Here is a 22,563-nt window from a genome sequence, read left to right on the forward strand (position 1 = left end):
TCATCAAAACATTAACCAAATATTGGAATTGTTTTATCACTATCATCAATGATATTTATTTTTTTAGGTGTATTTTTAACAAGAATGCAGGTGACATTATCTCGTGCATTCCTGACTAAAGAGGCATGGAGTAGTGCCATACCGGAATCAATGATGTTGCCAGACTTTATTGTTCGTTCAATTTCAACATCATTTAATTCTTTATTTAAACCATCGCTACAAAGTAAAAAGACATCACCCTCTTTCATATTATCGGTGCGATAATCTATGTCTAATTGTGAGTCAACACCGACAGCCCGAGTGATTACATTCGCTAATGGATGAGATTCAGCCTCTTCAGGTAGAAGTAACCCTTCATCAATCATGTCATTAACTTGACTGTGGTCTTTAGTGACTTGCTTCATTTGTTGATCTCGTAACAAGTAAATTCGACTATCGCCTACCCATAACAAGTGATAGTTATCTTGGTATAACCACAAAACAACGACAGTACTGCCAGCCACCTTCCCATCAAATTCATGCTCACTCATTTGTTGCAAAAAACGATTGCTCGCAATAAGCGACTGTTTTAAAACATCTAATGTAATAGTCTCTGGTTGTAAATGTTCAACGGCCTGCTGGATGCCATCAATCACTAATTGACTTGCGACATCTCCTGCTGCATGTCCACCCATACCATCTGCAACCACCCAAATACCTAAATGTGGTAATTCAAGATATGCATCCTCGTTGATTGCTCTTACGGTGCCTCGATGAGTTAATGCATGACTTAAGTGCATGATGTTTGTTCCTTAATGAGCTCTGCAGTATTCCAACCACGCTGTTGCCATTGGCCATTTAACATAGAAATAAATTGACTGATCTGTGGTAAACCTTCAGTAATAATCGTGCATGGTTCAACATCGTCAGAGCCCTCTGTCCACCAAATGCTGTAACGATCAAAGCGTTTTCTGTATTGCTGGTCCAGTAATAAAAGTACATCAGGAGAATTGTCGCCTTGAAATACCCACGCTTTCTTGTTGCGATCCAACGATTCGCTCTCGAGTAGCTTGTCGTTATTGGCGGCAACCGTTAAAGTCTCTTTTGTAATGGCATCGAACCATTTACTAAGAACAGTATCATCTTCAAGCACTTGTAATATATTCTGTTCAAAAACCTCAACCCACTGATTGTCTTTCCAACCTCTTAAAGCCGATTGATTATGTAATCCGGCTAATGTGAATGGATAATGGCGACCAACATGGTCAACACTTGGTATGACGGTCCCGACAACAGCTTGGTCGCAACACACACCGGCAGATAACGAAAAATGCCATATGGGACTCGTCAGATAATAATCCAACCAATTGTGTTCGGTTTGTTCTTTACTCACCGCAATAACAGCTTGTAACCAGTCATTCCAATTTTTAAGAAAATCAACATTTAAGTTCTGCTGAATAAAATCCCCTTTTGAGGGGACTTTGCCACAGTAACCTACTGATGTTAAAGATTCGCAGGACATCTAAACTTCTCCATATTTGCCATCCAAAATGGATTGTTAACACTGTTTGCGGTCAATTTCAGTACAGCATTGTAGCCTTTGAGATTGATGAGTAACTTGCCATCTTTTTTAGTTTGTGGACGCTTTTTACTTAATTCATCTAATAATTTGAAGAATGACCATTCACCTTCATATTTCTTATTGATAGAGCGCCCGCCGTTAGGAGGTGAAAATGCAATTCGTGTTTCGTTATTTGCCCCAGGGCCAGGCCAGGTAAATAACTCTTTGCGAGTAGGACCGTGTCGATACTTCAGCTGTTGGCTGTCTATTTCGAATAAAAACATACTCACACTTCTATCTAATAATTCCGGTTCTAATGAAAAGTTAACAATAGGCTGCTTAGATCCCGGTTCGAAAAATGCTTCTTTAATAATTTCTGCGCGTTGATACATTTCTAAAATGTCATTACGGATGCCGATATTACGCTTAAAACGCCAAGGTTTTTTACTGGTATCGACATGTGAAGCGAGGTATTGATCCCAAAATTTATCTAAGGTGCCGCCATAACCAAAAAACTTACTGAAGTCTTTTAGTCTGACATCTTCTGACGATTTTCGGTCAAATGGGTAACGCCCTGCGATCGCTCGATTGAATTCAGCCAACACTTGCGAACGCCAAATACCATTGAAACGCTGACTTTGATTGGATTTAGCAAACGAGCGAGTACGATAAGCCACTTCACTTAACCAATTTTTTACTGGATAAGGTAGATCCATCAATTGCTCAGATAAACTAGAACCTAGTTGAGCAAAGCTTTCTTCTGTGGCTTGATTAACAACGTTACCTTGTCCTTCTGACTGCATTGATAATTTATTGTAGTTTCGATTAAGAGCCCGCAACGTCGTTTGAATTTTATCAATGTCAGCAGGATTTATTTTGAGCAATTCTGCAAAAGCAAATTCCACATCTTTGCCCGGCAAATCAATATCTAACTCTATTGCTGTATCGGGTAACAGCCTATTTAATCGTGCTTTTTTAGACCGAAATGCAACATCAGAAATATTACCGGCCACTTCCGCCGCGGCCTTTAAATTATTTGAATCGGCAGGAAGCTTAGTTAAATTCACATTTTTCTGCACTGCTGTAATAATGGTTTTGATCGGTTGATCTGGGCTCGCAAGCGCTGCAGTAACACTCTCAGCTTCCTCACGTGTTGAATATGGTTTGATAGCAAGGTCGCTTAAGAAATCTTCCCAATAGAAAATATAATCACGAATGTATCTGTTTTCTAACTCTTGGGTAATCTGCGCTTTCGCTTGTTCGTCTAAATCAACTAACTCATCACCATAAACCCAACTGTCTGCGGTTAGGTTTTTTATTATCTTATTCTTTTCTATACTAAAAATGCCATGAAAACCATTAAAAGTATAAAGACCAGGAATACCTTGATTAAATTGGCGACCACTGATGAACACCAGGCCATCTAAACTGTCTACACCCAGAATATCAACCAGTTTAAAATCTGGGATACTGCTGTTTGAAAAATCACTTTTTAAACGCTGATATGCGCGCTCAACCAGAGGTAACATGGTCAAATTAATCCGGGCACTATCCACTGTCATACTGTCATATTGATGACCTCTAATCCCTAAAGACAGTAATGTATCTATATGCTTATTTAACTCCTTTCTAACCTCACTATTGACATCACCAACCAGATTTCTATCGATATAAGCCGAGAACCAGACTTGCACATCACTTTTGTCAAAATTCTCGGGAAAATACAACATTAAGTAGGTTTTCAATGTCTCGTAGAGGTAGTTAAGGTGCCCACCATTAGCGTCCATTTCTGCACTTAGCACACCTTGTAGGTAAGGCATTAAATGTGTTTCTAAAGCACGGTGATAAGCCGCTGTAGCAGGTTGTTTAAGCTTATCTCCTTGATACAAACCAAAGGTATATGCATCCTCAGGCTTGTCAGTACCAAAACCAACAGGGAGATCACGAATTAATGTTAAGCCTTTGGTTAATGTAATGACATCAGACTTAGCATTTAACCCACCACTGGTAACCGTTTTATATGCTGTGACACCTTGATAGGTATCATCAATCAATTGTCTATTCCAATCATAACTTTGCCACCAAACATAACTCGCAAACAAAGTGACACCTGCAGCAATGCCTACTGATATTTTTCGTAAAAGTTTATTATGGTTTGTATGCTTGCGATTGGTCGATGCTAAATTTTTCTCTGGAAAAATAACATCTTCTAATAGGCGTTTAATAAAGTAGCTGCGTTGCTTATTGGCGGCGAAGGTTTTAGTTTTACTCTTAATGCCACTGGATAAGTGACTAGAAAGATGATCAATTGGCGTACCTTCTTGAGTTGCGCTGGTTAAATAAACACCACGCAATAGCGGTGCTTCTTCGTATGCATTAGGCGCGAAGATCTCTTTCAGAAAATCATCGGCTGAGCTCTGTAATAATCGGAGTTGCTTTGGAAACTCATAAATGGCCGCACGACGCTCTAGGTCGCGTTCGTTTTTTAGGCGGCTATTTAATCTTGCATTTAAATTTAATAATAAATCATGAAATTCTTTATTAAATGAACTGACAATATCAGTGTCTTCTGTATCTGCATTGAGCGGGAAGGTAATACCCCAAATTTGTTCACAATCTTCTTTGGTTAAATCATCAAAAAATTCATTAAACCCGGCAACTAAATCTGATTTCGAAAATAAAACATATACCGGAAAAGTCATACCCAGTTGATTTTGCAGTTCTTGTAAACGCTGCTTAATTGCGCGTGCATGTAAATTTCTCTCTGTCTTGGTTTGGTTTAACAAATCAGACATGCCCATGCTGATTATCACCCCATTAATAGGACGAACTGGGCGGTATTTTTTCAATAAACCCAGAAAACCTTGCCATGCCCGAGAGTCTTGTTTTACATGACTATCTTGAGTGGTATAACGACCCGCCGTATCAATTAATACTGCCTTATTGGTAAACCACCAATCACAATGTCTTGTTCCTCCAACGCCTTCAATCATATCTACGCCCATTTTTTCTTTTAATGGGTATTCAAGACCAGAATGTTGAATCGCTGTGGTTTTTCCACTTCCAGGTGGACCAATCATGATGTACCAAGGTAATTCGTAAATACTTTTATTTTTAGTTAACTTGGTATTTTTAAGAATATCTAACGCTTGGGTCATTTTATTTTGTAAAACAGTGATTTCACTTTTTGCTAAGTCATCACTGGCCACAGAGCTACCCTCTTCACCGTTAATTAAGCTATCAACCATTTTCTCGCTTTGTTTTTTATTCTTGAGTTGTCGAGAAAAGTGAATGGCACCAAAAATAATAACAATAACCAGTAGTAAGATAATCCGTGTGGCTGCTGATGCTAACGGTTCATACCCCGCTATAGCCACTAAAGGGCCACCAAACCAAATAAGTAAAGCCAAACATAAAAAACCTATTATGGTAATTGTCCATTTAGACTTAAGTGTGTCGACAATTCCTTTGCCAATTGATTTTAAAGACATTGATGCGATTCCTTTGTGTCACACTAAAACAATAAGTCGATTTCGATTCGACGATTTAACGCGCGGTTCTGTTCACTGTCGTTCACCACACGGGGCTCAGACTCACCACGACCTTCGGGCCACAAGCGGCCACTTAGCGATGCGTTATTAGCGAGAACGTTCGCAATCGACGTTGCTCTTGCTAATGAAAGATGCCAATTTGATGGGTATTTAGACGTAAAGATTGGCTCATCATCGGTATGACCGGTGATCAATATTTTGCCATTTGTGCTCTCTAGCGTCAGAGCAATTTTAGCTAAAATAGCTTCAAAATCTGAACGAGGTTGAGTGTTACCAGAAGCAAACAGTTCAGTCGCCCCAATGCGGATCCTCACACGATCACTTAATTGTTCTACTTCAAGTAAATTTTTGCCAATTTCGGTTTGCAATAGTTGTTGCAGTAATAATGCTTCATCACGACTAATTTGTTGTTGCGCATCAATGGTTTTCTCCCAAGGCACAATCGAGGTCAATTCTTTATAAGCCTCTGATGAGTAATTGTTGATGCTATAACTAAAACCCATATAGATAAATAAAATAACCACCCCAAATAATGCCCCGATAACCCATAAAGGAAATGGCTGCTGGAAGGTTAGATTAGGGACAATATTCTGTCGCCATCCTGGTGATAATTCTCGATGAAAATCGCCTTTGCAAGATTGAATGGCTAAATACGTTTTTTCACGTAATGCTTCTAGTTTTTGATCGCCTTGAGGCTCAACTCTCATTTTTCCAACAAAACCAAGAGTTAAACATAAATACATCAACTCAAGTAAATTACACTTTTCAGAAGGATGACGAAGTGAGGCGTCAAGCAAGGTATAGAAATATTCGCCACCCAAGGTTTCATTGTGAAAAGTAGAAAGTAAACTGTCAGACGCCCAATAGCTTTGCTCTCCCCAAGGCGTATTGAGGACCACCTCATCTATAAAGCAACACAAGCAATATCGAGCAGACTTAATGTCATCTGACGCTAAATTTGCATTACGTAATTGTTGCTCATAATTCTTGATGAGTTCGACACAATGCACCCGTAGAGTATTGACATCATCATGCTCGGTACTATTTCGTAACTGAGTACAAATAGATAAAAGCGTACCCGCAAAATCAACGATTGGGTTTTGCGATAAGCTTAGTTGCGATCGGTTGTCGCGATTATCGGCACGATGATCTTGAATCAAGGTTTTCTGACTATCATCATCGACCTTTGTTTTATTGCCAGCCATACCCGACCCTTTCCCTGGGCGAGGTTTAACGATGGTTTTATCGTTCACAAAATTATCCTTAATGTTTTGGCGTTAAATACTCACGGCCCAAAGTTCAATTTGTAACTCTGGATATGCTCCAGAAATATGCATTGCAACACCGCCACTTGATTTAAGCTTTATCCAATGGCTATTATTTTTATCTAATTGAAAATAGTGATAACCCGCATGGTATGGCACCTGTCTTGGCGCGACTGGGAGGTTGGATATTCCAATACCGGGTAATTGGTTATTAACCAGTTCACGAATGGTTTCAACTGACCCTATTTTAATTTGTGAAGGTAGGCGTTGACGAAGCTCATCATGCGGAACATTTGCTTTAACAGCGAGAATGAATTCAGCATTATCAAGCATACTTTTGTCTGCAATCGTCGAGAAATACACACCAAATTTAGTCTTCTCTAGGATCAGCTCTGTGGCACTTTGTTCCAATACACTACTTAAGCCATGATTAACAATTACCATAGTGTTACTAAACACATAGGTTAAATTATCATGTTGATAGACAGGAAATTTTGGCGGTCGCTTGTTGGGACTACTGAACGTTGAAAGCTCACCAGAAAAACTAATGAGTGTGCGAAATAGCAATTCTGGATGAATATGACTAACAACCCCATAATGTTCAAAAATAGGTTGATACTTATTCAAAAGTTGTAACATTAAAAAGTCTGCTATCGAACTGGAAGTCCCTTGGGATTGACTTAAGCGACCCGCAATGGCTTCTGCACGCTGATTAATCATGCCAGTGACTTCAGTTGTCATATTCATTAAGGTTTTAATGTGTTCAATGCCAATACATGCCGGAATAAACTTTTTATCTAATCGAATCACGCCCTCTTCAGACACATCAATAACCCGAGCGATCGCAATTGAGACATAGCCTGAGCGATCTTCAGTTTGTAACTTTAACCGACAATCTAATTTGGCAACTTGCAGCACTTCCATAGCATCAGAGCCAACACTTGTGTCAACAATGTTGTGATCTTCATAGCTGTAGCGAGTAATTTGATTTTGTTCAGAAGATGAAATATTCATCCCATTGCTTTTCGCAACGGGAAGAACAAGATAAACAAGCTGATCCAATGTACCTGCTGGGACAGTAATAGCCGTTGGTAACGGACTCTGCTCAGGAAGACAAGCCAAGGTGTTATCAGGAAAAACACAATCGATGCGGTCTAATCCAAATTGCCCCAGTGGAAGTAGGCCATAATTGACTTCATAGCTCACAACCCCCCAAGCAAGGGGATTGTTATTCTTGGCAGTTCGCGCTTGTTGATGTTGCAAAAAACGTTCTTGCTGCTGCATATGTTGCGGACGAAGAAACATGCCCTCTGTCCATGCTATTGGGCTAAAATCGCTCATAATTTCCCTATTTATTCACAACAATTATTTTTCAGAGTTATACACAGCTATTTTTTCGATGTTGATAACGACATCATCATAACCAGTAGGATCGACAGCGACGACTGAACGCCAACGAGATGAATCAATATCTCTGTATGCGACAATAACACCAACAAATCGGGTGTTTTGTCCCAGTGTCATGGCATATTCACGCGTTTCTGATGGCTGTAATTCCAACTCATCTTTACGAATAAGATCTGGACCAAGTACACTTTCAGCTGACTCATCAAGGGTAAAAAAATCTTGAGTATCAAAGATAGTTCTTGATGATAATTCAAATATTTTCACCACCACTGGTGATGGCCGATCGTTAATGTCAGGATTGATGTCTGCACTGGCATTAAAGGTAAGATCTGTCGATGGCGGGACGACAGCATTAATCGTTTTACAGCCAGAATTAAGTAATAAAAAGCTTACTAATACAATTTGATATAGACCTAACTTCAATTTCATTTATTAGCCCTTAATAATTTATAATGTTTTAATTTTATTGTCGTATGCTTTAACAAAATCATCTGATAATGCGGCAGCACTGTCTTGCATAAATTCTGTTTTTAAATTGGAATGTAAGCTTTTATATACCTTCCATTGGCGCATTTGTTTCTGTCCCGGCACTAACATGTCTGTAAGCGACTGGTTTTGACTTTTGGCTTCAATAAATTCAGGATCTAATTGATTTAGCAATCCACGGATAGCGCCTAATGTTCCTGCAGTTAACGCGGTATCATGCTTTCGACCGTCATTAAAAGCTTCGGTAATCGCTTGTTGAGATGACAAGAAACTCGCACTTTTCCTTAAAAATAAATTTTGAAATACATCATCAATATTGGCCGAAAATTTCAATGGATTATTTTCACGCTGCTGGAATGTTGTTTGATTGATTCTAAACTCAGTTTTCAGCTTTGAACGTTGACGTAGTGATTCCATCAGGCCAGTCAACATAAACTGCATACTTTGGCCCAGTTCAAACATCAACTCTTCAGTTAGCACATTGACATAATCTTGTTCATTGACTCCCATACCCTGAAAAAACGCTTTGCTTAATGCAGATGAAGGGCTTACCTTTGTACTAACGGGTACTTTGGTATTGGGTGCCTCGGGGGCCACTTTTTTCACCTCCGCTTTTACCGTTTCAGGCACTTTTATAGGGTTAACTGGAGCTTTAGCAACCAGAAGCTCGGGCTCTTGTGGAACAACAGATCGGATATCAGTTTTTGCGTGAGCTTGAAAATGTTGTCCAAAAATATCTTTATCCCATTCTTCTGGAATGGCTACTGGTGGTTGAAAATGGTCTTGTAAATCAGCATTCATCTGCGAGAGACCTGCTGATTGTTGTCGAGATTGGTTCAGTAACATAGCAGAATCAAATCCTGCTAAATCAGATTCAAACCCAGTATCAAGCATTGATGAGGAAGAAGCTGGAATGAGTTTATTTTGCTGCAAAGTAGCAACATGTGGGGCGTCATGTATCTCTTGTTGAGGTTGACTATTAGAGGCCACATGTAACATTTGTAACTTCGCACTGATCTCATAATCACCAAAAGTAAACAGATCATCGTGTTCAATTTTATGCTCACGATTGGTGCCTAACGCTTCGACTGCGCGATTGACATATAATCCGTTGGTTGATAAATCCTCAATGAAAAAATCATCATTGCGCTTGGTGATCCGAGCATGAGTACCAGAAACCACTTTTTCTGGATCAGGCATATGCCAATCACATACATCAGAGCGCCCTAACGTTAAGGTTTCTGTGACATCTTTTGTTATGACCTGCTCAGGGGATAACCTGTGATAACTCACAATCTCTAGCAATAATTCCATTTCTATTACATCTTCCTTCATCAACTTGTTGACTAGCCATCATACCCATTGCGTTATAAGCGTTGAACACCATTTAGACGTTCATACATTTCATTCCCTCTGGCAAATAACTCTCTGGCTGTTTTCAGATATTGCTTATCAAGATACACATTTGCTTGGCGTAAAAAAGAGGCGGCTAAACGTTTATCAAGCGTTAGCAGGGGCTCAAAATCATCGGGTAAATTCGTGGCGAGCCCCCTAACTTCTTTATCAAACTCGTGTAGATCTTTTGGGTTATCTATTGCATCTAACCTCACGGTTAATTGATTAAATGTATCTCGATAATAAACTTCAGCAGCTTCGTATGGATAAACGACCGTTTTACCTTTTGCCGTTAAATCGTGATAGTCATTTAAGCCTTTAACAGCCACTTTCAATTCGGCGCCATATGTAATTAATGACTTAGCCTGCGGGTAGTTTGAAAATATATTTTCGCCAGTTGTAATGAGTGCACTTATTTGATTAATATCATGTTTCTTTAAGGCGTTATCAAATGAGCTTGCATAGAGGGCATATTCTTCATTAGACGCGGTATAAACATATCCAGGCTCGACAAATGTTAACCCTTCAACAATGGCTTGAATATTATTACTTCCCTGTTCATTGTAACGGGCTTGAGATAATAACAGGCTCAATCGTTCAGACAGTGCATCTACAACTGATTGTTTACTTCTCTCTGCTTGGTTTTTTATTTGTAGCAAACGAACTGAATCAGGATAAAAACGTTCTATGTCATTAATAATTTGTGCTATTTTTTCATAATTTTGATACAGACCATTATCGCTTTTCGGTAAGGAAGCTATACGTTGCTCCACAATATCCAACACTTCAGATTGATGTGTCTTTAACAAACCATTCTTAATCAGCTTTTTATCTTCTGGAATATCTTCTATTTGGGCTAATAATGCTGAAGCAGGAATAAATTCAAATGCTTGAACTTCGCTTTTGGCCTTATTTGTCAGCGCGACTTTATTTTGTAAGTCGTCTAATTGAATCTGGTAATATTGTTGAATTTGAAATCCACCGATAACAAGTACAGCACCCGCAGCAATAGCGGTGAGTAGTGGCCAACTTTTACTGTGGAACTTATTGATAATTAGCTCGATGGAAGGCGCACGTTGTACTTTTTTAAGCGCGAGACCTTTTTTCAACATAGGCCATAATCGTGAACTAATATTTTTTGGTTTAATCAACTTATTGTTGGTGATATCAACTTCATTTGCAGCTACACGGTTATAAGGATGTTTACTTGTTAGTAGCTCATAGCTAATACACGAAAAAGCAAAAATATCGTCTGCCGCGCAGGCATCTTCTCCAGATAACTGCTCAAAACTAGCATAAGCTGGGGTATAACCTGTTAAAGGAGAGTCTTGGTCGACTTCGGCAAATGCGTATCGGTCCTCTCTTTGCTGTAAGTTTTTCGCAACACCAAAATCAAAAACTTTAATGTTCCCTTGGCGAGTGAGGAAGATATTTGATGGCTTTAAGTCTGTATGGACAATACCTTGTTGATGAGCATACGATAATGCAGAAGCAATCTGATCAATGATTTTCATTGATCCTTTGAAGTTGATGCCTAATGGTTTTGAACGTTTGATCACTTGGTCTAATGATTCGCCATCTAACCACTCCATTACCATAAAGTGAAAGCCATCATCGGTATCTACATCATAAACTCTGATGATATTTGGATGAGATAGTTTTTGAGTTTGTACTGACTCTTTGATAAGGACTTGCTGAGCTTCGGGTATATCCGATATCTGAGATAATAATACTTTAATCGCAACAAAAGGTTCTGTTACGTTTAATGACTCCAAATAGAGATCTTTGGCGCGGTATATATCACTCATACCACCATGACCAATTTTCGACTCAATTAAATAGCGATTTTTGAAACACTTCCCAATCAAGTTAACTTTATTATTATTTCCAGAATGTTCAAATCCTGCCACAACTGTTTTATCTTCAGCAAAGTGATTTGGTGCTTTACTCTTATCCATAAGTACAGGTTAATCCCTTAATATTATCCTAAAGTATGTAAACTATCTTCCTAGTGAATCAAAATTACCCCAATATGTTGCAGCAAGAAAATGCAAAAAACAACATTTAAAAACTTGCTTAATAACTTTTAAATAAATTCATTAAAATAAACCACCCATTAGTATGTATTAAAATCTAAAAACATTAAAAAGTATGTTTTTAATATAAAAATAAACATCTAATTAACTAAAAAACAGTTTTTCTATTGACCCAATAAAACATTATCGGTAATTTACGATTTCTTTTTAATGGACCACATTTTTAAAGGATTAAACAAATATGAAACGCGTCAATCTTTCATTACCTGTTATTGCGTTATTAACACTTGCGGGTTGTCAATCAGCACCTGTCGTTGTATCTGAACCAATCAAAACATTTTCTATTTCTCCAGAGTGTATTGAATATACATTACAAACAGATAATGAAATGATTATTGGGTTCACACCTGTGTATTTCGAAGTTAATAGTGATAAGTCATACAGTAAGCTTGATACTCACATGTCTTGCGTTGCGACTTACCTCGCCAATAATTCTGATAAAGAACTAAATGTTCAGGGCTTTACAGATGACAAAGGCACAGTTAAATACAATAAAGCGTTGGCACAGCGTCGTGCTGATGGTTTAGTGGAGTTTTTAATCTCTTTGGGCACATCTAACGATCAATTAATTTCGACTACTAAAGTTATTGAAGATAACGGTGTAAAATTAACCAGTTCTGAGCGTTCTAAGACTCGTCGGGTTAACTTTTCCATTACGAATAAATCTTCATAAAAAATGAATTAAAGTATTAATAAAATACTGTAATTCAAGTGTATTTATTATACTTATTATTGAATCTCAGCTTATTACAAAGCTGAGATTCAATAATTTATCAACAAACCCTCAGTTATATCGCTCCTTATTCCATCTAAAAAACCTGCTTACTTATATTATTGTCAATATCTGGACTAAACATGGATTCTCTAAATTTATTTGGAAATTTTAGTCACACGACAGAGCCCATACTGAAGATAATTGTGCTGCGTTAACGCGCATCACAGATAAAACGACTTCTAAAAAATGATAGTATAAAAATGATTAACCGAACAACGTGACTCATCGATTAATCACTGCTCATTGAAAATAGATACTTGAGCATAGTCAATTGAACATAGCCCACAGTGAGGTTAGCGTTCAACATCCTTACTGAGTCTTAATCGAATGAATAACATTATCAATAATAGTAAACCAAACTGAATATCAATAGTCCCGCCGCTGTAATTATTGCTATGTTCCACCTTGGCAATTTTTTCCTCTTTAACTCTCACCTTAAATCGAGCTAACTCATCATCTAAGTTTTTAGTCATATCAGTAACCGCCAGGTCAAAACCTTGCATCGATTTTTCTGCTAAGGTTTCATCGATACCTATGGCTGTGGTTCGTTTTTCGAGCTTACTGATCCCTGGTGCTCTAAAGAGCATTTTCCTACTTTTAATGTCAAACACTGCGGTATCAACAAAGGTTTGTACGGTATTTTCATTGCCTGGAATCACATACATCCCCACGATGGTCCAATACAATAACGCGGCATTATTCTCTACAGACTGAGTCACTTGATCGTAAGACACCAAAGCCATTACGTCGACATCATATAAACGCCCAACTTGTTCTAATGTGTTAAAACCATCACCGCCAGCAAGATAAGTGCTCGGAATGACTTCAATGCGGTCAATATAATCATATTGAACAAAAGCCGCTTTCACTTTTTCAAGTAATTCGTATTGATCTTTACTATGCACAGCCTCTTTTTGAAAGCCTGTTGACGGTACAAAGGCAATACCGACTTTTACCGGTAATGTGAGCAATGGAACTTCGGCGCTATGTACTGCACGGGCTTCTTTATTAGGATACAAAAAGTCCATCAGACTGCTCGAAACAGACTGTTTCCCCGACTGCTGGCTCACCAACATACTGCATGAGGACAATAAAAAAACTGATGCCATCATGCCCAACCATGTTGTTGTTTTCATTTACGCTTCCTTTTAAATTATTTTCCATTTATTGATATCAATGAATCTGTTTATTTCTACAACACGAAAATACATAAATAACCAATCACACCAAATGTTAATTGTTTTCACTACCTTAACATTGTCAATTTCGCTAACCCTTAACTAAAAACACTATAAACCTTTGTTATTTATACACTATAAAAAGTGGCACAGTTAGTGCTTTGATGTATTTAATTAACATTAGTTACAAATGATAACGTGACGTTAACTCGCTTAAGAATAACAATAAGTACATTAGCGTCATTTAATTCAAAAAATATAACACTAGCAGGTACCCCATGGATAGGTTCATCAGCATGAAGAAAATGGCAATTCCTTTACTTTGTATTGCAGTATTGAGTGGTTGCAACGGCGAAGAAGAGCAAGCAAAAAAAGATGAAAAATTTGCTATTCCGGTTGAAACAGCACTGGTCACCACAGGCAATGTATCGTCTTTTTACAGCACCACCGCCACACTCGAAGCACCGGAAGAGTCTCATGTGATGAGCCGCATTGCTGGGATAATCGAAAAGATTAACGTTGAAGAAGGCGATCGGGTTACCAAAGGGCAAATACTTGCGGTAATTGATGCCAAGCGTCAACGTTATGATTTCAATCGTTCAGAAGCCGAAGTGCAGATTATTCAGCAAGAGTTAAATCGTTTAAATAAAATGAACAACAAAGAGTTTATTAGCCAGGATCAAATGGCCAAGCTCGAGTTCAACCTACAAGCTGCTAAAGCACAGCGCGATTTAGCAGAGCTACAAGTTAAAGAAAGCCAAATCACCTCACCCATTAATGGTGTCGTTGCTTCACGCTATGTTAAAACAGGCAATATGGCAAAAGAGTTCCAAGAGTTATTTTATGTTGTTAATCAAGACCAACTTCACGGCATATTACACTTACCAGAACAACAACTTGCTAGTTTACGGGTTGGTCAACAAGCCAGTATTATTCAACAACACCAAGGTACAGCGGCCAATATTATCGATGCAAAAGTGCTGCGCATTAGTCCGATAGTGGATGCTCAAAGCGGTACGTTTAAAGTGACGTTAGCCGTGCCAAATCAAGATGCAACATTAAAAGCGGGTATGTTTACTCGGGTTGAACTTAAATACGACACCCACCTTGATGTACTTACCGTGCCTTATAACGCATTAATCAACCAAGACAACACTCAAGCTTTGTATGTGATAAAAGACACCAAGGCACAACGACGTGAAGTCACCTTGGGATATCGTGAAAATAACACGGTTGAAATTTTATCGGGTGTTGAAGATGGCGAACAAATTGTCATCAGGGGCCAACAAAACCTCAAAGATCAATCATTAGTGGAAATTATTACCCCACTTAGCTTCGCAGCTATTCGATAACGGAGCGGAATAATGTCAATAATTAACACTTCGGTTAAACGCCCCGTCACTGTATGGATGTTCATGTTAGCTGTGATGCTTTTTGGCATGGTAGGGTTTTCTCGCCTCGCGGTAAAACTGTTACCCGATTTAAGCTATCCCAGCGTGACCATACGCACAGCCTATGACGGTGCCGCTCCGGTTGAAATTGAGCAGCTGGTATCAAAACCAATTGAAGAAGCTGTTGGGGTGGTAAAAGGACTGCGGAAAATAAGTTCAATTTCACGTTCTGGCATGTCTGATGTTGTGCTCGAGTTTGAATGGGGCACAAATATGGACATGGCTAGCCTTGAAGTGCGTGAAAAAATCGACACTATCGAGCTGCCCTTAGACATTAATAAACCATTATTACTGCGTTTTAACCCCAATCTTGATCCCATCATGCGCTTAGCTTTTTCTGTACCCAATGCCGATGCGGAACAATTAAAGCAAATGCGAACCTTTGCAGATGAGGAGTTAAAACGACGTTTAGAAGCCTTATCCGGTGTTGCCGCCGTAAGGCTATCAGGCGGGTTAGAGCAAGAAGTTCATATTGAATTAAATCAACAAAAACTAAGCCAATTGAACCTTAATGCCGACCAGGTTAAACGTCGAATAAACGAAGAAAATATCAACCTTTCAGCAGGTAAAGTGATTCAGGGTGATAAAGAATACTTGGTCAGAACCTTAAATCAATTCAATTCTTTAGATGAACTAGGTCAAGTGATTATCTACCGTGATGGCCAAACGTTAGTCAGATTATCTGATATTGCGGTGATTAGTGATGCCTACAAAGAACGCAGTGATATTACTCGCATCGGCGAAGTAGAATCGATTGAACTAGCCATATACAAAGAAGGTGACGCCAATACCGTTGCTGTTGCACAAAAGCTACGATCTGAACTTGAAAAAATCAATCTAGCTAATGAACACAATAAGTTAAAAGTAATTTACGACCAATCTGAGTTTATTGAAAGCGCAGTCAATGAAGTGACATCGGCAGCGTTATTTGGCAGCTTACTGGCGATGCTGGTAATTTACCTGTTTTTACGGGACATTATTGCCACATTAATTATTTCTATCTCGATCCCCTTTTCGGTTATTGCCACCTTTAACATGATGTATTTTGCCAATATCAGCTTAAACATTATGTCGTTAGGTGGTATTGCGTTAGCGATTGGTTTATTGGTCGACAATGCCATTGTGGTATTAGAAAACATAGACCGTTATAAATCTCAAGGCATGAGTAAAGTTGAAGCTGCCGTCACAGGATGTAAAGAAGTCTCAGGCGCCATTTTTGCTTCAACACTCACCACTCTGGCGGTATTTGTCCCTTTAGTGTTTGTAGACGGCATTGCAGGAGCCTTATTTGCCGACCAAGCGCTCACAGTCACGTTCGCCCTACTCGCCTCATTATTTGTTGCCTTAACAGCCATTCCCATGTTGGCATCACGTCAAGGTTTTACTAGCTTGCCGCAACCAGTTGAAGTGGCTAAAAAGCCTAAACCCACTAGCCGAAAAGGAAAAGTGGCCTATTACTTACTGGCTGTGCTGAGCTTTCCATTTAAACTCTTGTTTAGCTATTTGCCTTCAGGATTGTTAACCGCAATTATTGTCATTAGCCGTTTTGTAAGTAGTGTATTTGGACTGTTGCTCAAACCCATCTGCGCTGGTTTTAACTACTTATACCGCATAGTCGAATCAATCTATTTCCGTGTATTACATCACGCTCTTCGCCACCAAGTGTTAACCATTGTGTTAGCACTATTGGTGACCCTAGCGTCAAGCAGTTTGCTGCCTAAGTTAGGTGTTGAGCTAATCCCGCCGATGAATCAAGGAGAATTTTATGTCGAAGTATTATTACCACCAGGCACCGAAGTCAGTGAAACTGATGCTGTATTACAACAACTAGCCCTGTCGATTAAAGACCGTAAAGATGTGAAACACGCCTATAGTCAAGCCGGTAGCGGTGGGTTAATGACATCGGATACTGCAAGAGGTGGTGAAAACTGGGGCCGATTACAAGTGGTACTCGCAGACCCTTTAGCCTTTAATGCGGTTAGCCAGGTATTGCGTAACACAGCAAAAAACATTCCTGAACTAGAGGCTCAAATTGAACACCCTGAATTATTCAGCTTTAAAACCCCGCTTGAAATTGAGCTATCGGGTTATGATTTAGCTCAACTCAAACAAAGTGCAGACCAACTGGTTAATGCCTTGTCTGATTCTGACCGCTTTAGTGACATTAATACTACCTTACGCGATGGCCAACCAGAGATCAGTATTCGCTTTGACCATGCCCGTTTAGCCGCGCTGGGAATGGATGCTCCGACAGTCGCTAACCGCATAGCCCAACGTGTCGGTGGCACTATTGCTAGCCAGTTTACGGTACGCGATCGTAAAGTGGATATTTTGGTGCGCAGTGAATTAAGCGAACGCGATCAAATCAGCGACATTGAATCGTTAATTATTAATCCCAATAGTGCCCAACCAATTCCATTAAGTGCTATTGCCACAATCGATTTGCAAATTGGCCCTTCAGCAATTAACCGTATCAGTCAACAACGAGTCGCTATTGTGTCGTCTAATTTGGCTTACGGTGACTTAAGCGAAGCGGTAATTGAAGCCCAGCAGATATTGGCTAAACAGCAACTACCAAGTTCGATTCAGGCCAGATTTGGCGGCCAAAATGAAGAAATGGAGCACTCATTTGACTCTTTGAAAATAGCCCTCGTTTTGGCTATCTTCCTAGTGTATTTAGTGATGGCCAGCCAATTTGAATCATTGTTGCATCCACTGCTAATCTTAATCGCTGTTCCAATGGCCGTTGCCGGCAGTATTGTGGGTTTATTCATTACCGGGACCCATTTGAGCGTAGTGGTATTTATTGGCTTAATTATGCTAGCAGGTATTGTGGTCAACAATGCGATTGTATTGGTTGACCGTATTAATCAATTGCGCCAAGAAGGTATTGATAAACTGACCGCGATTAATGATGCCGCGCAATCTCGTTTACGTCCTATCATGATGACAACACTAACCACTACCTTAGGTTTATTACCAATGGCAATAGGCATTGGCGATGGCAGTGAAGTTCGTGCGCCAATGGCTATTACAGTCATTTTCGGATTAAGCATGTCAACCTTACTTACATTGTTAGTTATTCCCGCTTTATATGCGCTATTTGACCGTAAACAATATACCCAAAGCGGCGTTGAGTTTAATACCGCGGAGACGCCAACATGAACATCACTCAACTGGCGATAAAGCGCCCCGTCACCACCTGCATGTTTTTCTTGGCCATTATGTTGTTTGGCATGGCGGCCAGTAGAATGCTGCCATTAGAAATGTTTCCAGGAATTGATATTCCACAAATTGTGGTGCAAGTTCCGTACAAAGGCTCCAGCCCTGCAGAAGTTGAACGCGACATCACTAAAGTGCTGGAAGAGTCACTTGCTACCATGAGCGGCATAGAAGAGGTGCGATCAGATTCAACCCAAGACGGGGCGTTTATTCAGCTCAACATGAAATGGGGTGAAGATGTTGCCACCAAAAGCCTAGAAGCGCGCGAGAAAATTGACTCGGTAAGGCATTTATTACCAAAAGATGTTGAGCGCGTCATGATCCAACAGTTCTCAACCGCCGATATGCCGGTGTTAACCATTCGCATATCAAGCGAGCGCGAACTCTCTAATGCATTTGATTTGTTAGACAAACAGCTTCGTAAGCCACTTGAACGCGTTGATGGCGTATCAAAAGTCACCCTTTATGGTGTTGAACAAAAACAGATTGAAATCCGACTTGATGCCGATAAATTGGTCGCATCAAGCCTTAATAGCCTCGATTTACGATCGCGTTTACTGGCAGAAAACTTTGTCATCAGTGCGGGTACCCTAAGAGAAAATTCACGGGTGTATCAAGTCTCACCAAAAGGTGAATTTACCAGCCTTGATGATATCAATAATCTGGTGATTGTGCCGGGTATCCGCTTGCAAGATATTGCGATGGTGAGCTATGCCCTGCCCGAGAAAATTGAAGGCCGACATTTAGATCAAAAATATGCGGTGGGTATTGATGTATTTAAGGAATCTGGTGCCAATTTAGTAGAGGTGTCTGATCGTGTGCTAAGCGTTATCGAACAGGTTAAGCAAGATCAGCAATTTAATGGCATCAAACTGTTTATCATGGAAGACCAAGCCTATGGGGTTAAGTCCTCACTCAAAGACTTATTACTATCGGGCTTAATGGGTGCGGTACTGTCATTTGGGGTGCTGTTTCTGTTTTTGCGTAACCTTAAAATGACCTTAGTGGTTATCTCATCGGTACCGATTTCATTATGTATGACATTGGCTGGTATGTATTTTTTAGGCTACAGCTTAAATATTTTATCGATGATGGGATTGTTATTAGCCGTCGGCATGTTGATTGATAATGCGGTGGTGGTCACCGAAAGCGTGCTACAAGAGAAACAAGCTGGGCACATTGACGACACTTGTCAGATAAAAGCCAACCAACAAGCCGTGTTAACTGGCGTTGAAAAAGTCTCTTTGGCGGTTTTAGCAGGTACATTAACCACCGCCATTGTATTTTTACCGAATATTTTTGGCGTAAAAGTGCAACTGACCATCTTTTTAGAACATGTTGCTGTGGCCATTTGTATCTCGCTAGCGGCTTCATTATTGGTAGCGAAAACATTAATCCCACTGATGCTCAACCACTTTCACTTTGAAGTGCAGGCCGCTAATGACAACAATCGCTTAGGGCGTTTTTATCAACGCAGCCTCACGTGGATATTAACCCGACCAAAACGTTCTGGTGTCATCGCAGTGGCATTGTTGGTATCAACAGCATTGCCATTAAGCATGGTGCAACAAGATCAGGGAGATGGTGAAGGTAATGACCGTTTATACATTAATTACCAACTAGAAGGTCGCCATAATCTAGCGGTGACCGAAGCCATGATTAATAGCATGGAAACGTATTTATACAGCAATAAAGACACGTTTTATATTGATGCGGTTTACAGTTACTACGCCCCGCAAGATGCACAATCAACCATTTTATTACAAAAAGACATCCCAATAGACATTGGTGAGTTAAAGAAAATGATCCGCGAAGGATTTCCTAAATTTTCGATTGCTACGCCACAATTTGGTTGGGGCAATGAAAATAACGGCATTCGTGTAACCTTAACAGGGCGCTCAACAACCGAACTAATCCGCATCAGTGAACAAGTGATGCCATTGCTCGACAATATAGAGGGCTTAGTCGATGTGCGCTCGGAAGTGAATGGCGCCCAACAAGAAGTGGTGGTGGTGATCAACCGAGAAATGGCTGCCCGTCTGGATTTAACCTTAAGCGATATAGCATCGAACATTGCCATTGCCTTAAGAGGGTCGCAGTTACGTTCGTTTCGCCATGATCCTAGCGGCGAACTACGTATCGAACTGGCCTATGACAAAAGCTGGCAGAACTCTTTAGAAAAACTTAAGCAACTGCCGATCATTCGCCAAGGTGACCGAGTTTATACCCTGGACAGTTTAGCTGAAGCAACCGTAGTTCCTCGATTTGATACTATTCGTCATTTTAATCGCCAAACGGCTTTATCCATTGGTGCAAATCTTGAAGATCTCACAACCGAAGAAGCGCAAACCAAAATTACTCAGGTGATGGACTCAGTGAACTTCCCCTACGGGTACGGCTACTCGTTACGCGGTGGTTTTGAACGCCAAGATGAAGACCAGTCCATCATGGCGGTAAATATGATCTTGGCTATCGCAATGATTTATATCGTCATGGCGGCGTTATTTGAATCACTGCTGCTACCGACAGCTATTATCACTTCGATTATGTTCTCAATTACTGGCGTGTTCTGGGCATTGTGGCTCACAGGTACACCAATGTCGGTAATGTCGATGATTGGCATACTTATTTTGATGGGCATTGTGGTTAATAACGGTATTGTACTGGTAGACCAAATTAATCAGATGACACCCGATTTGGATAAGCTAAGTGAGACCATCATTAACGTGTGTATTACTCGTTTACGTCCGGTATTAATGACGGTTGCAACCACAGTGCTGGGATTAGTGCCATTAGCAATGGGAGATACTCAGATAGGCGGTGGTGGACCGCCGTATTCGCCAATGGCCATTGCCATTATTGGTGGGTTAACCTTTTCAACCGTCACCAGTTTGTATTTGGTACCATTATGCTATCAAGCGCTATATCTAGTACGACATAAAGCCGCAATTAGACTAGGGTTAGCCAATACATTTGCTCAAAAACTGCTGCCTTGGACCAAATAATCCTACACTTCAGTTCTGCTGGTACATCATTATTGTTTACAGTAGTCAATGTTTGCTATGGTCAATGTTTGCTATGGTCAATGCTTAATAAGCTACATTGGAGAAGCGTGATTTTATTTAATCAGATGCTAATTCACTGGATGTTGTTGCACGATAAGTGATCAACTTGTTACGCTAGGCAGTATTAATAACAATAAAATAATTGCTATGACAGCAATGAGGGATCGTCATGAAACTAACATTTCAACGTCACATCATCGGACTCAGTGCAGTAGCGATGCTTGCATTAGCTCAAACGTCAGCCATTGCTGATGATAAGTTCAGTGATGTGGTCATTAAATCAAACAAACTAGACAATAATACTTACATGTTTATCGGGGCCGGAGGCAATATTGCGGTTTCAGCTGGAGATGACGGCATATTAATTGTTGATGATCAATTTGCACCTTTAGCCGATAAAATTACCGCCGCACTTAATGATATTCAACCTGGCTTGCCTAAATACATCGTTAATACTCATTACCATGGTGACCATACGGGTGGAAACGCCCACTTTGGTGAAACAGGCTCTATCTTAGCTCATCATAATGTTCTCGAACGTCTCAAAGCGGATAGCAGTACTCCTGCGTCAGCATTGCCCGTTATCACTTATGAAGACAATATCTCAATTCATTTTAATCAAGATACTTTAGAGGTTATCCACCTAGGTCCAGGCCATACCGATGGTGACAGTGTCGTCATGTGGCAAAAAGCCAATATTATTCACATGGGCGATTTATACTTTAAAGACCGCTTTCCGTACATTGATTTAGCGGCGGGAGGCTCTGTAACAGGCTATCGTGAAAACGTCAGCTTGATCCTCGATCGTTTAGACAATAAAACTAAGGTAATACCCGGTCATGGCGAGTTAGCCGATAAAAATGCACTGCTAAAATTCAAGCATATGCTTGATGACAGTATTAATTGGATGCGTGGTGAAATTGAAATGGGCCATGATTTAGCCACCATCAAAAAACAGGGCGTTCCAGCAAAATATGCTAATTGGGCTTGGGAATTTATCTCGGCAGATAAATGGATTGAAACTTTATATCAAGACCTAGCCGCAAAATCTTAACTAACCTGAACTCGGGATAAGAATTGAACTAAACGCCCTCTTTACGATCAGATCTTTCGACCAAGAAGGATTTAATCA

At 40.0% G+C, this 22,563-nt stretch carries 14 protein-coding genes; 5 read left to right on the forward strand and 9 right to left on the reverse strand.

The genetic code is table 11. The features are described from left to right. Positions 1 to 11: 11 nt before the first annotated feature. The 8 genes from AAEY99_RS18505 to AAEY99_RS18540 are packed head-to-tail and all read right to left on the reverse strand — an operon-like array spanning position 12 to position 11,602. Complete coding sequence (locus AAEY99_RS18505) at positions 12 to 779, reverse strand: PP2C family protein-serine/threonine phosphatase (protein ID WP_350978111.1); 768 nt, start codon at positions 777 to 779, stop codon at positions 12 to 14. Further along, complete coding sequence (gene tagF, locus AAEY99_RS18510) at positions 770 to 1,501, reverse strand: type VI secretion system-associated protein TagF (RefSeq protein ID WP_182744354.1); 732 nt, start codon at positions 1,499 to 1,501, stop codon at positions 770 to 772. Before tagF ends, AAEY99_RS18505 begins: the two co-directional genes overlap by 10 nt. Then, positions 1,483 to 5,031 carry a type VI secretion system membrane subunit TssM gene (gene tssM / locus AAEY99_RS18515; protein ID WP_351011544.1) on the reverse strand — a complete coding sequence of 1,183 codons (3,549 nt, stop codon included), beginning with the start codon at positions 5,029 to 5,031 and terminating at the stop codon, positions 1,483 to 1,485. Before tssM ends, tagF begins: the two co-directional genes overlap by 19 nt. 23 nt (positions 5,032 to 5,054) lie before the next feature. After that, positions 5,055 to 6,344 carry a type VI secretion system protein TssL, long form gene (gene tssL, locus AAEY99_RS18520; RefSeq protein WP_101086869.1) on the reverse strand — a complete coding sequence of 430 codons (1,290 nt, stop codon included), beginning with the start codon at positions 6,342 to 6,344 and terminating at the stop codon, positions 5,055 to 5,057. A 24-nt stretch (positions 6,345 to 6,368) separates the two neighbouring features. Next, entirely contained in the window at positions 6,369 to 7,697 is a 1,329-nt protein-coding gene (tssK, locus tag AAEY99_RS18525) for a type VI secretion system baseplate subunit TssK (RefSeq protein ID WP_101086868.1), read from the reverse strand. A 24-nt stretch (positions 7,698 to 7,721) separates the two neighbouring features. Beyond that, positions 7,722 to 8,192 (reverse strand): type VI secretion system lipoprotein TssJ, encoded by a 471-nt coding sequence (gene tssJ, locus AAEY99_RS18530; RefSeq protein WP_101086867.1) that lies wholly within the window; start codon positions 8,190 to 8,192, stop codon positions 7,722 to 7,724. Positions 8,193 to 8,210: 18 nt separating this feature from the next. Continuing rightward, a complete protein-coding gene (tagH, locus tag AAEY99_RS18535) occupies positions 8,211 to 9,563 on the reverse strand; it encodes a type VI secretion system-associated FHA domain protein TagH (RefSeq protein WP_351011547.1) in 1,353 nt (450 codons plus the stop codon). Between the two features lie 53 nt (positions 9,564 to 9,616). After that, positions 9,617 to 11,602: a serine/threonine-protein kinase gene (locus AAEY99_RS18540; protein ID WP_192115100.1), complete on the reverse strand. Its 1,986-nt coding sequence runs from the start codon at positions 11,600 to 11,602 to the stop codon at positions 9,617 to 9,619. Between the two features lie 319 nt (positions 11,603 to 11,921). Between AAEY99_RS18540 and AAEY99_RS18545 the strand changes: the two genes are divergently transcribed. Beyond that, positions 11,922 to 12,413, forward strand: coding sequence for an OmpA family protein (locus AAEY99_RS18545; RefSeq protein ID WP_011637833.1), 492 nt, complete (start codon positions 11,922 to 11,924; stop codon positions 12,411 to 12,413). Positions 12,414 to 12,808: 395 nt separating this feature from the next. Here the strand turns inward: AAEY99_RS18545 and rhlP are convergent, their stop codons facing one another. Further along, on the reverse strand, positions 12,809 to 13,651 hold the full coding sequence (gene rhlP / locus AAEY99_RS18550; RefSeq protein ID WP_182744349.1) for a rhombotarget lipoprotein: 843 nt from the start codon (positions 13,649 to 13,651) through the stop codon (positions 12,809 to 12,811). A 320-nt stretch (positions 13,652 to 13,971) separates the two neighbouring features. Here rhlP and AAEY99_RS18555 point away from each other — a divergent pair, with 320 nt between their 5' ends. The 4 genes from AAEY99_RS18555 (at position 13,972) to AAEY99_RS18570 (ending at position 22,485) form a co-directional block, all read left to right on the forward strand. After that, positions 13,972 to 15,045: an efflux RND transporter periplasmic adaptor subunit gene (locus AAEY99_RS18555; RefSeq protein WP_351011549.1), complete on the forward strand. Its 1,074-nt coding sequence runs from the start codon at positions 13,972 to 13,974 to the stop codon at positions 15,043 to 15,045. A 12-nt stretch (positions 15,046 to 15,057) separates the two neighbouring features. After that, positions 15,058 to 18,309 carry an efflux RND transporter permease subunit gene (locus tag AAEY99_RS18560; RefSeq protein ID WP_351011551.1) on the forward strand — a complete coding sequence of 1,084 codons (3,252 nt, stop codon included), beginning with the start codon at positions 15,058 to 15,060 and terminating at the stop codon, positions 18,307 to 18,309. Continuing rightward, positions 18,306 to 21,371 (forward strand): efflux RND transporter permease subunit, encoded by a 3,066-nt coding sequence (locus AAEY99_RS18565; RefSeq protein WP_351011553.1) that lies wholly within the window; start codon positions 18,306 to 18,308, stop codon positions 21,369 to 21,371. Before AAEY99_RS18560 ends, AAEY99_RS18565 begins: the two co-directional genes overlap by 4 nt. 229 nt (positions 21,372 to 21,600) lie before the next feature. Then, positions 21,601 to 22,485, forward strand: coding sequence for an MBL fold metallo-hydrolase (locus AAEY99_RS18570; protein WP_101086860.1), 885 nt, complete (start codon positions 21,601 to 21,603; stop codon positions 22,483 to 22,485). Positions 22,486 to 22,563: the final 78 nt, after the last annotated feature.

Origin of the sequence: Shewanella sp. S1-58-MNA-CIBAN-0166, from assembly GCF_040310085.1 — a bacterium.
Classification (GTDB): domain Bacteria; phylum Pseudomonadota; class Gammaproteobacteria; order Enterobacterales; family Shewanellaceae; genus Shewanella.

Bases quoted from the DNA above. Each gene is read 5' to 3' on its own strand.
- rhlP (WP_182744349.1), bottom strand. From the start codon at position 13,651: ATGAAAACAACAACATGGTTGGGCATGATGGCATCAGTTTTTTTATTG.
- AAEY99_RS18560 (WP_351011551.1), top strand. From the start codon at position 15,058: ATGTCAATAATTAACACTTCGGTTAAACGCCCCGTCACTGTATGGATG.
- tssK (WP_101086868.1), bottom strand. From the start codon at position 7,697: ATGAGCGATTTTAGCCCAATAGCATGGACAGAGGGCATGTTTCTTCGT.
- tssM (WP_351011544.1), bottom strand. From the start codon at position 5,031: ATGTCTTTAAAATCAATTGGCAAAGGAATTGTCGACACACTTAAGTCT.
- tssJ (WP_101086867.1), bottom strand. From the start codon at position 8,192: ATGAAATTGAAGTTAGGTCTATATCAAATTGTATTAGTAAGCTTTTTA.
- AAEY99_RS18565 (WP_351011553.1), top strand. From the start codon at position 18,306: ATGAACATCACTCAACTGGCGATAAAGCGCCCCGTCACCACCTGCATG.
- AAEY99_RS18540 (WP_192115100.1), bottom strand. From the start codon at position 11,602: ATGGATAAGAGTAAAGCACCAAATCACTTTGCTGAAGATAAAACAGTT.
- AAEY99_RS18545 (WP_011637833.1), top strand. From the start codon at position 11,922: ATGAAACGCGTCAATCTTTCATTACCTGTTATTGCGTTATTAACACTT.
- tagF (WP_182744354.1), bottom strand. From the start codon at position 1,501: ATGTCCTGCGAATCTTTAACATCAGTAGGTTACTGTGGCAAAGTCCCC.
- tagH (WP_351011547.1), bottom strand. From the start codon at position 9,563: ATGGAATTATTGCTAGAGATTGTGAGTTATCACAGGTTATCCCCTGAG.
- AAEY99_RS18570 (WP_101086860.1), top strand. From the start codon at position 21,601: ATGAAACTAACATTTCAACGTCACATCATCGGACTCAGTGCAGTAGCG.
- AAEY99_RS18555 (WP_351011549.1), top strand. From the start codon at position 13,972: ATGGATAGGTTCATCAGCATGAAGAAAATGGCAATTCCTTTACTTTGT.
- AAEY99_RS18505 (WP_350978111.1), bottom strand. From the start codon at position 779: ATGCACTTAAGTCATGCATTAACTCATCGAGGCACCGTAAGAGCAATC.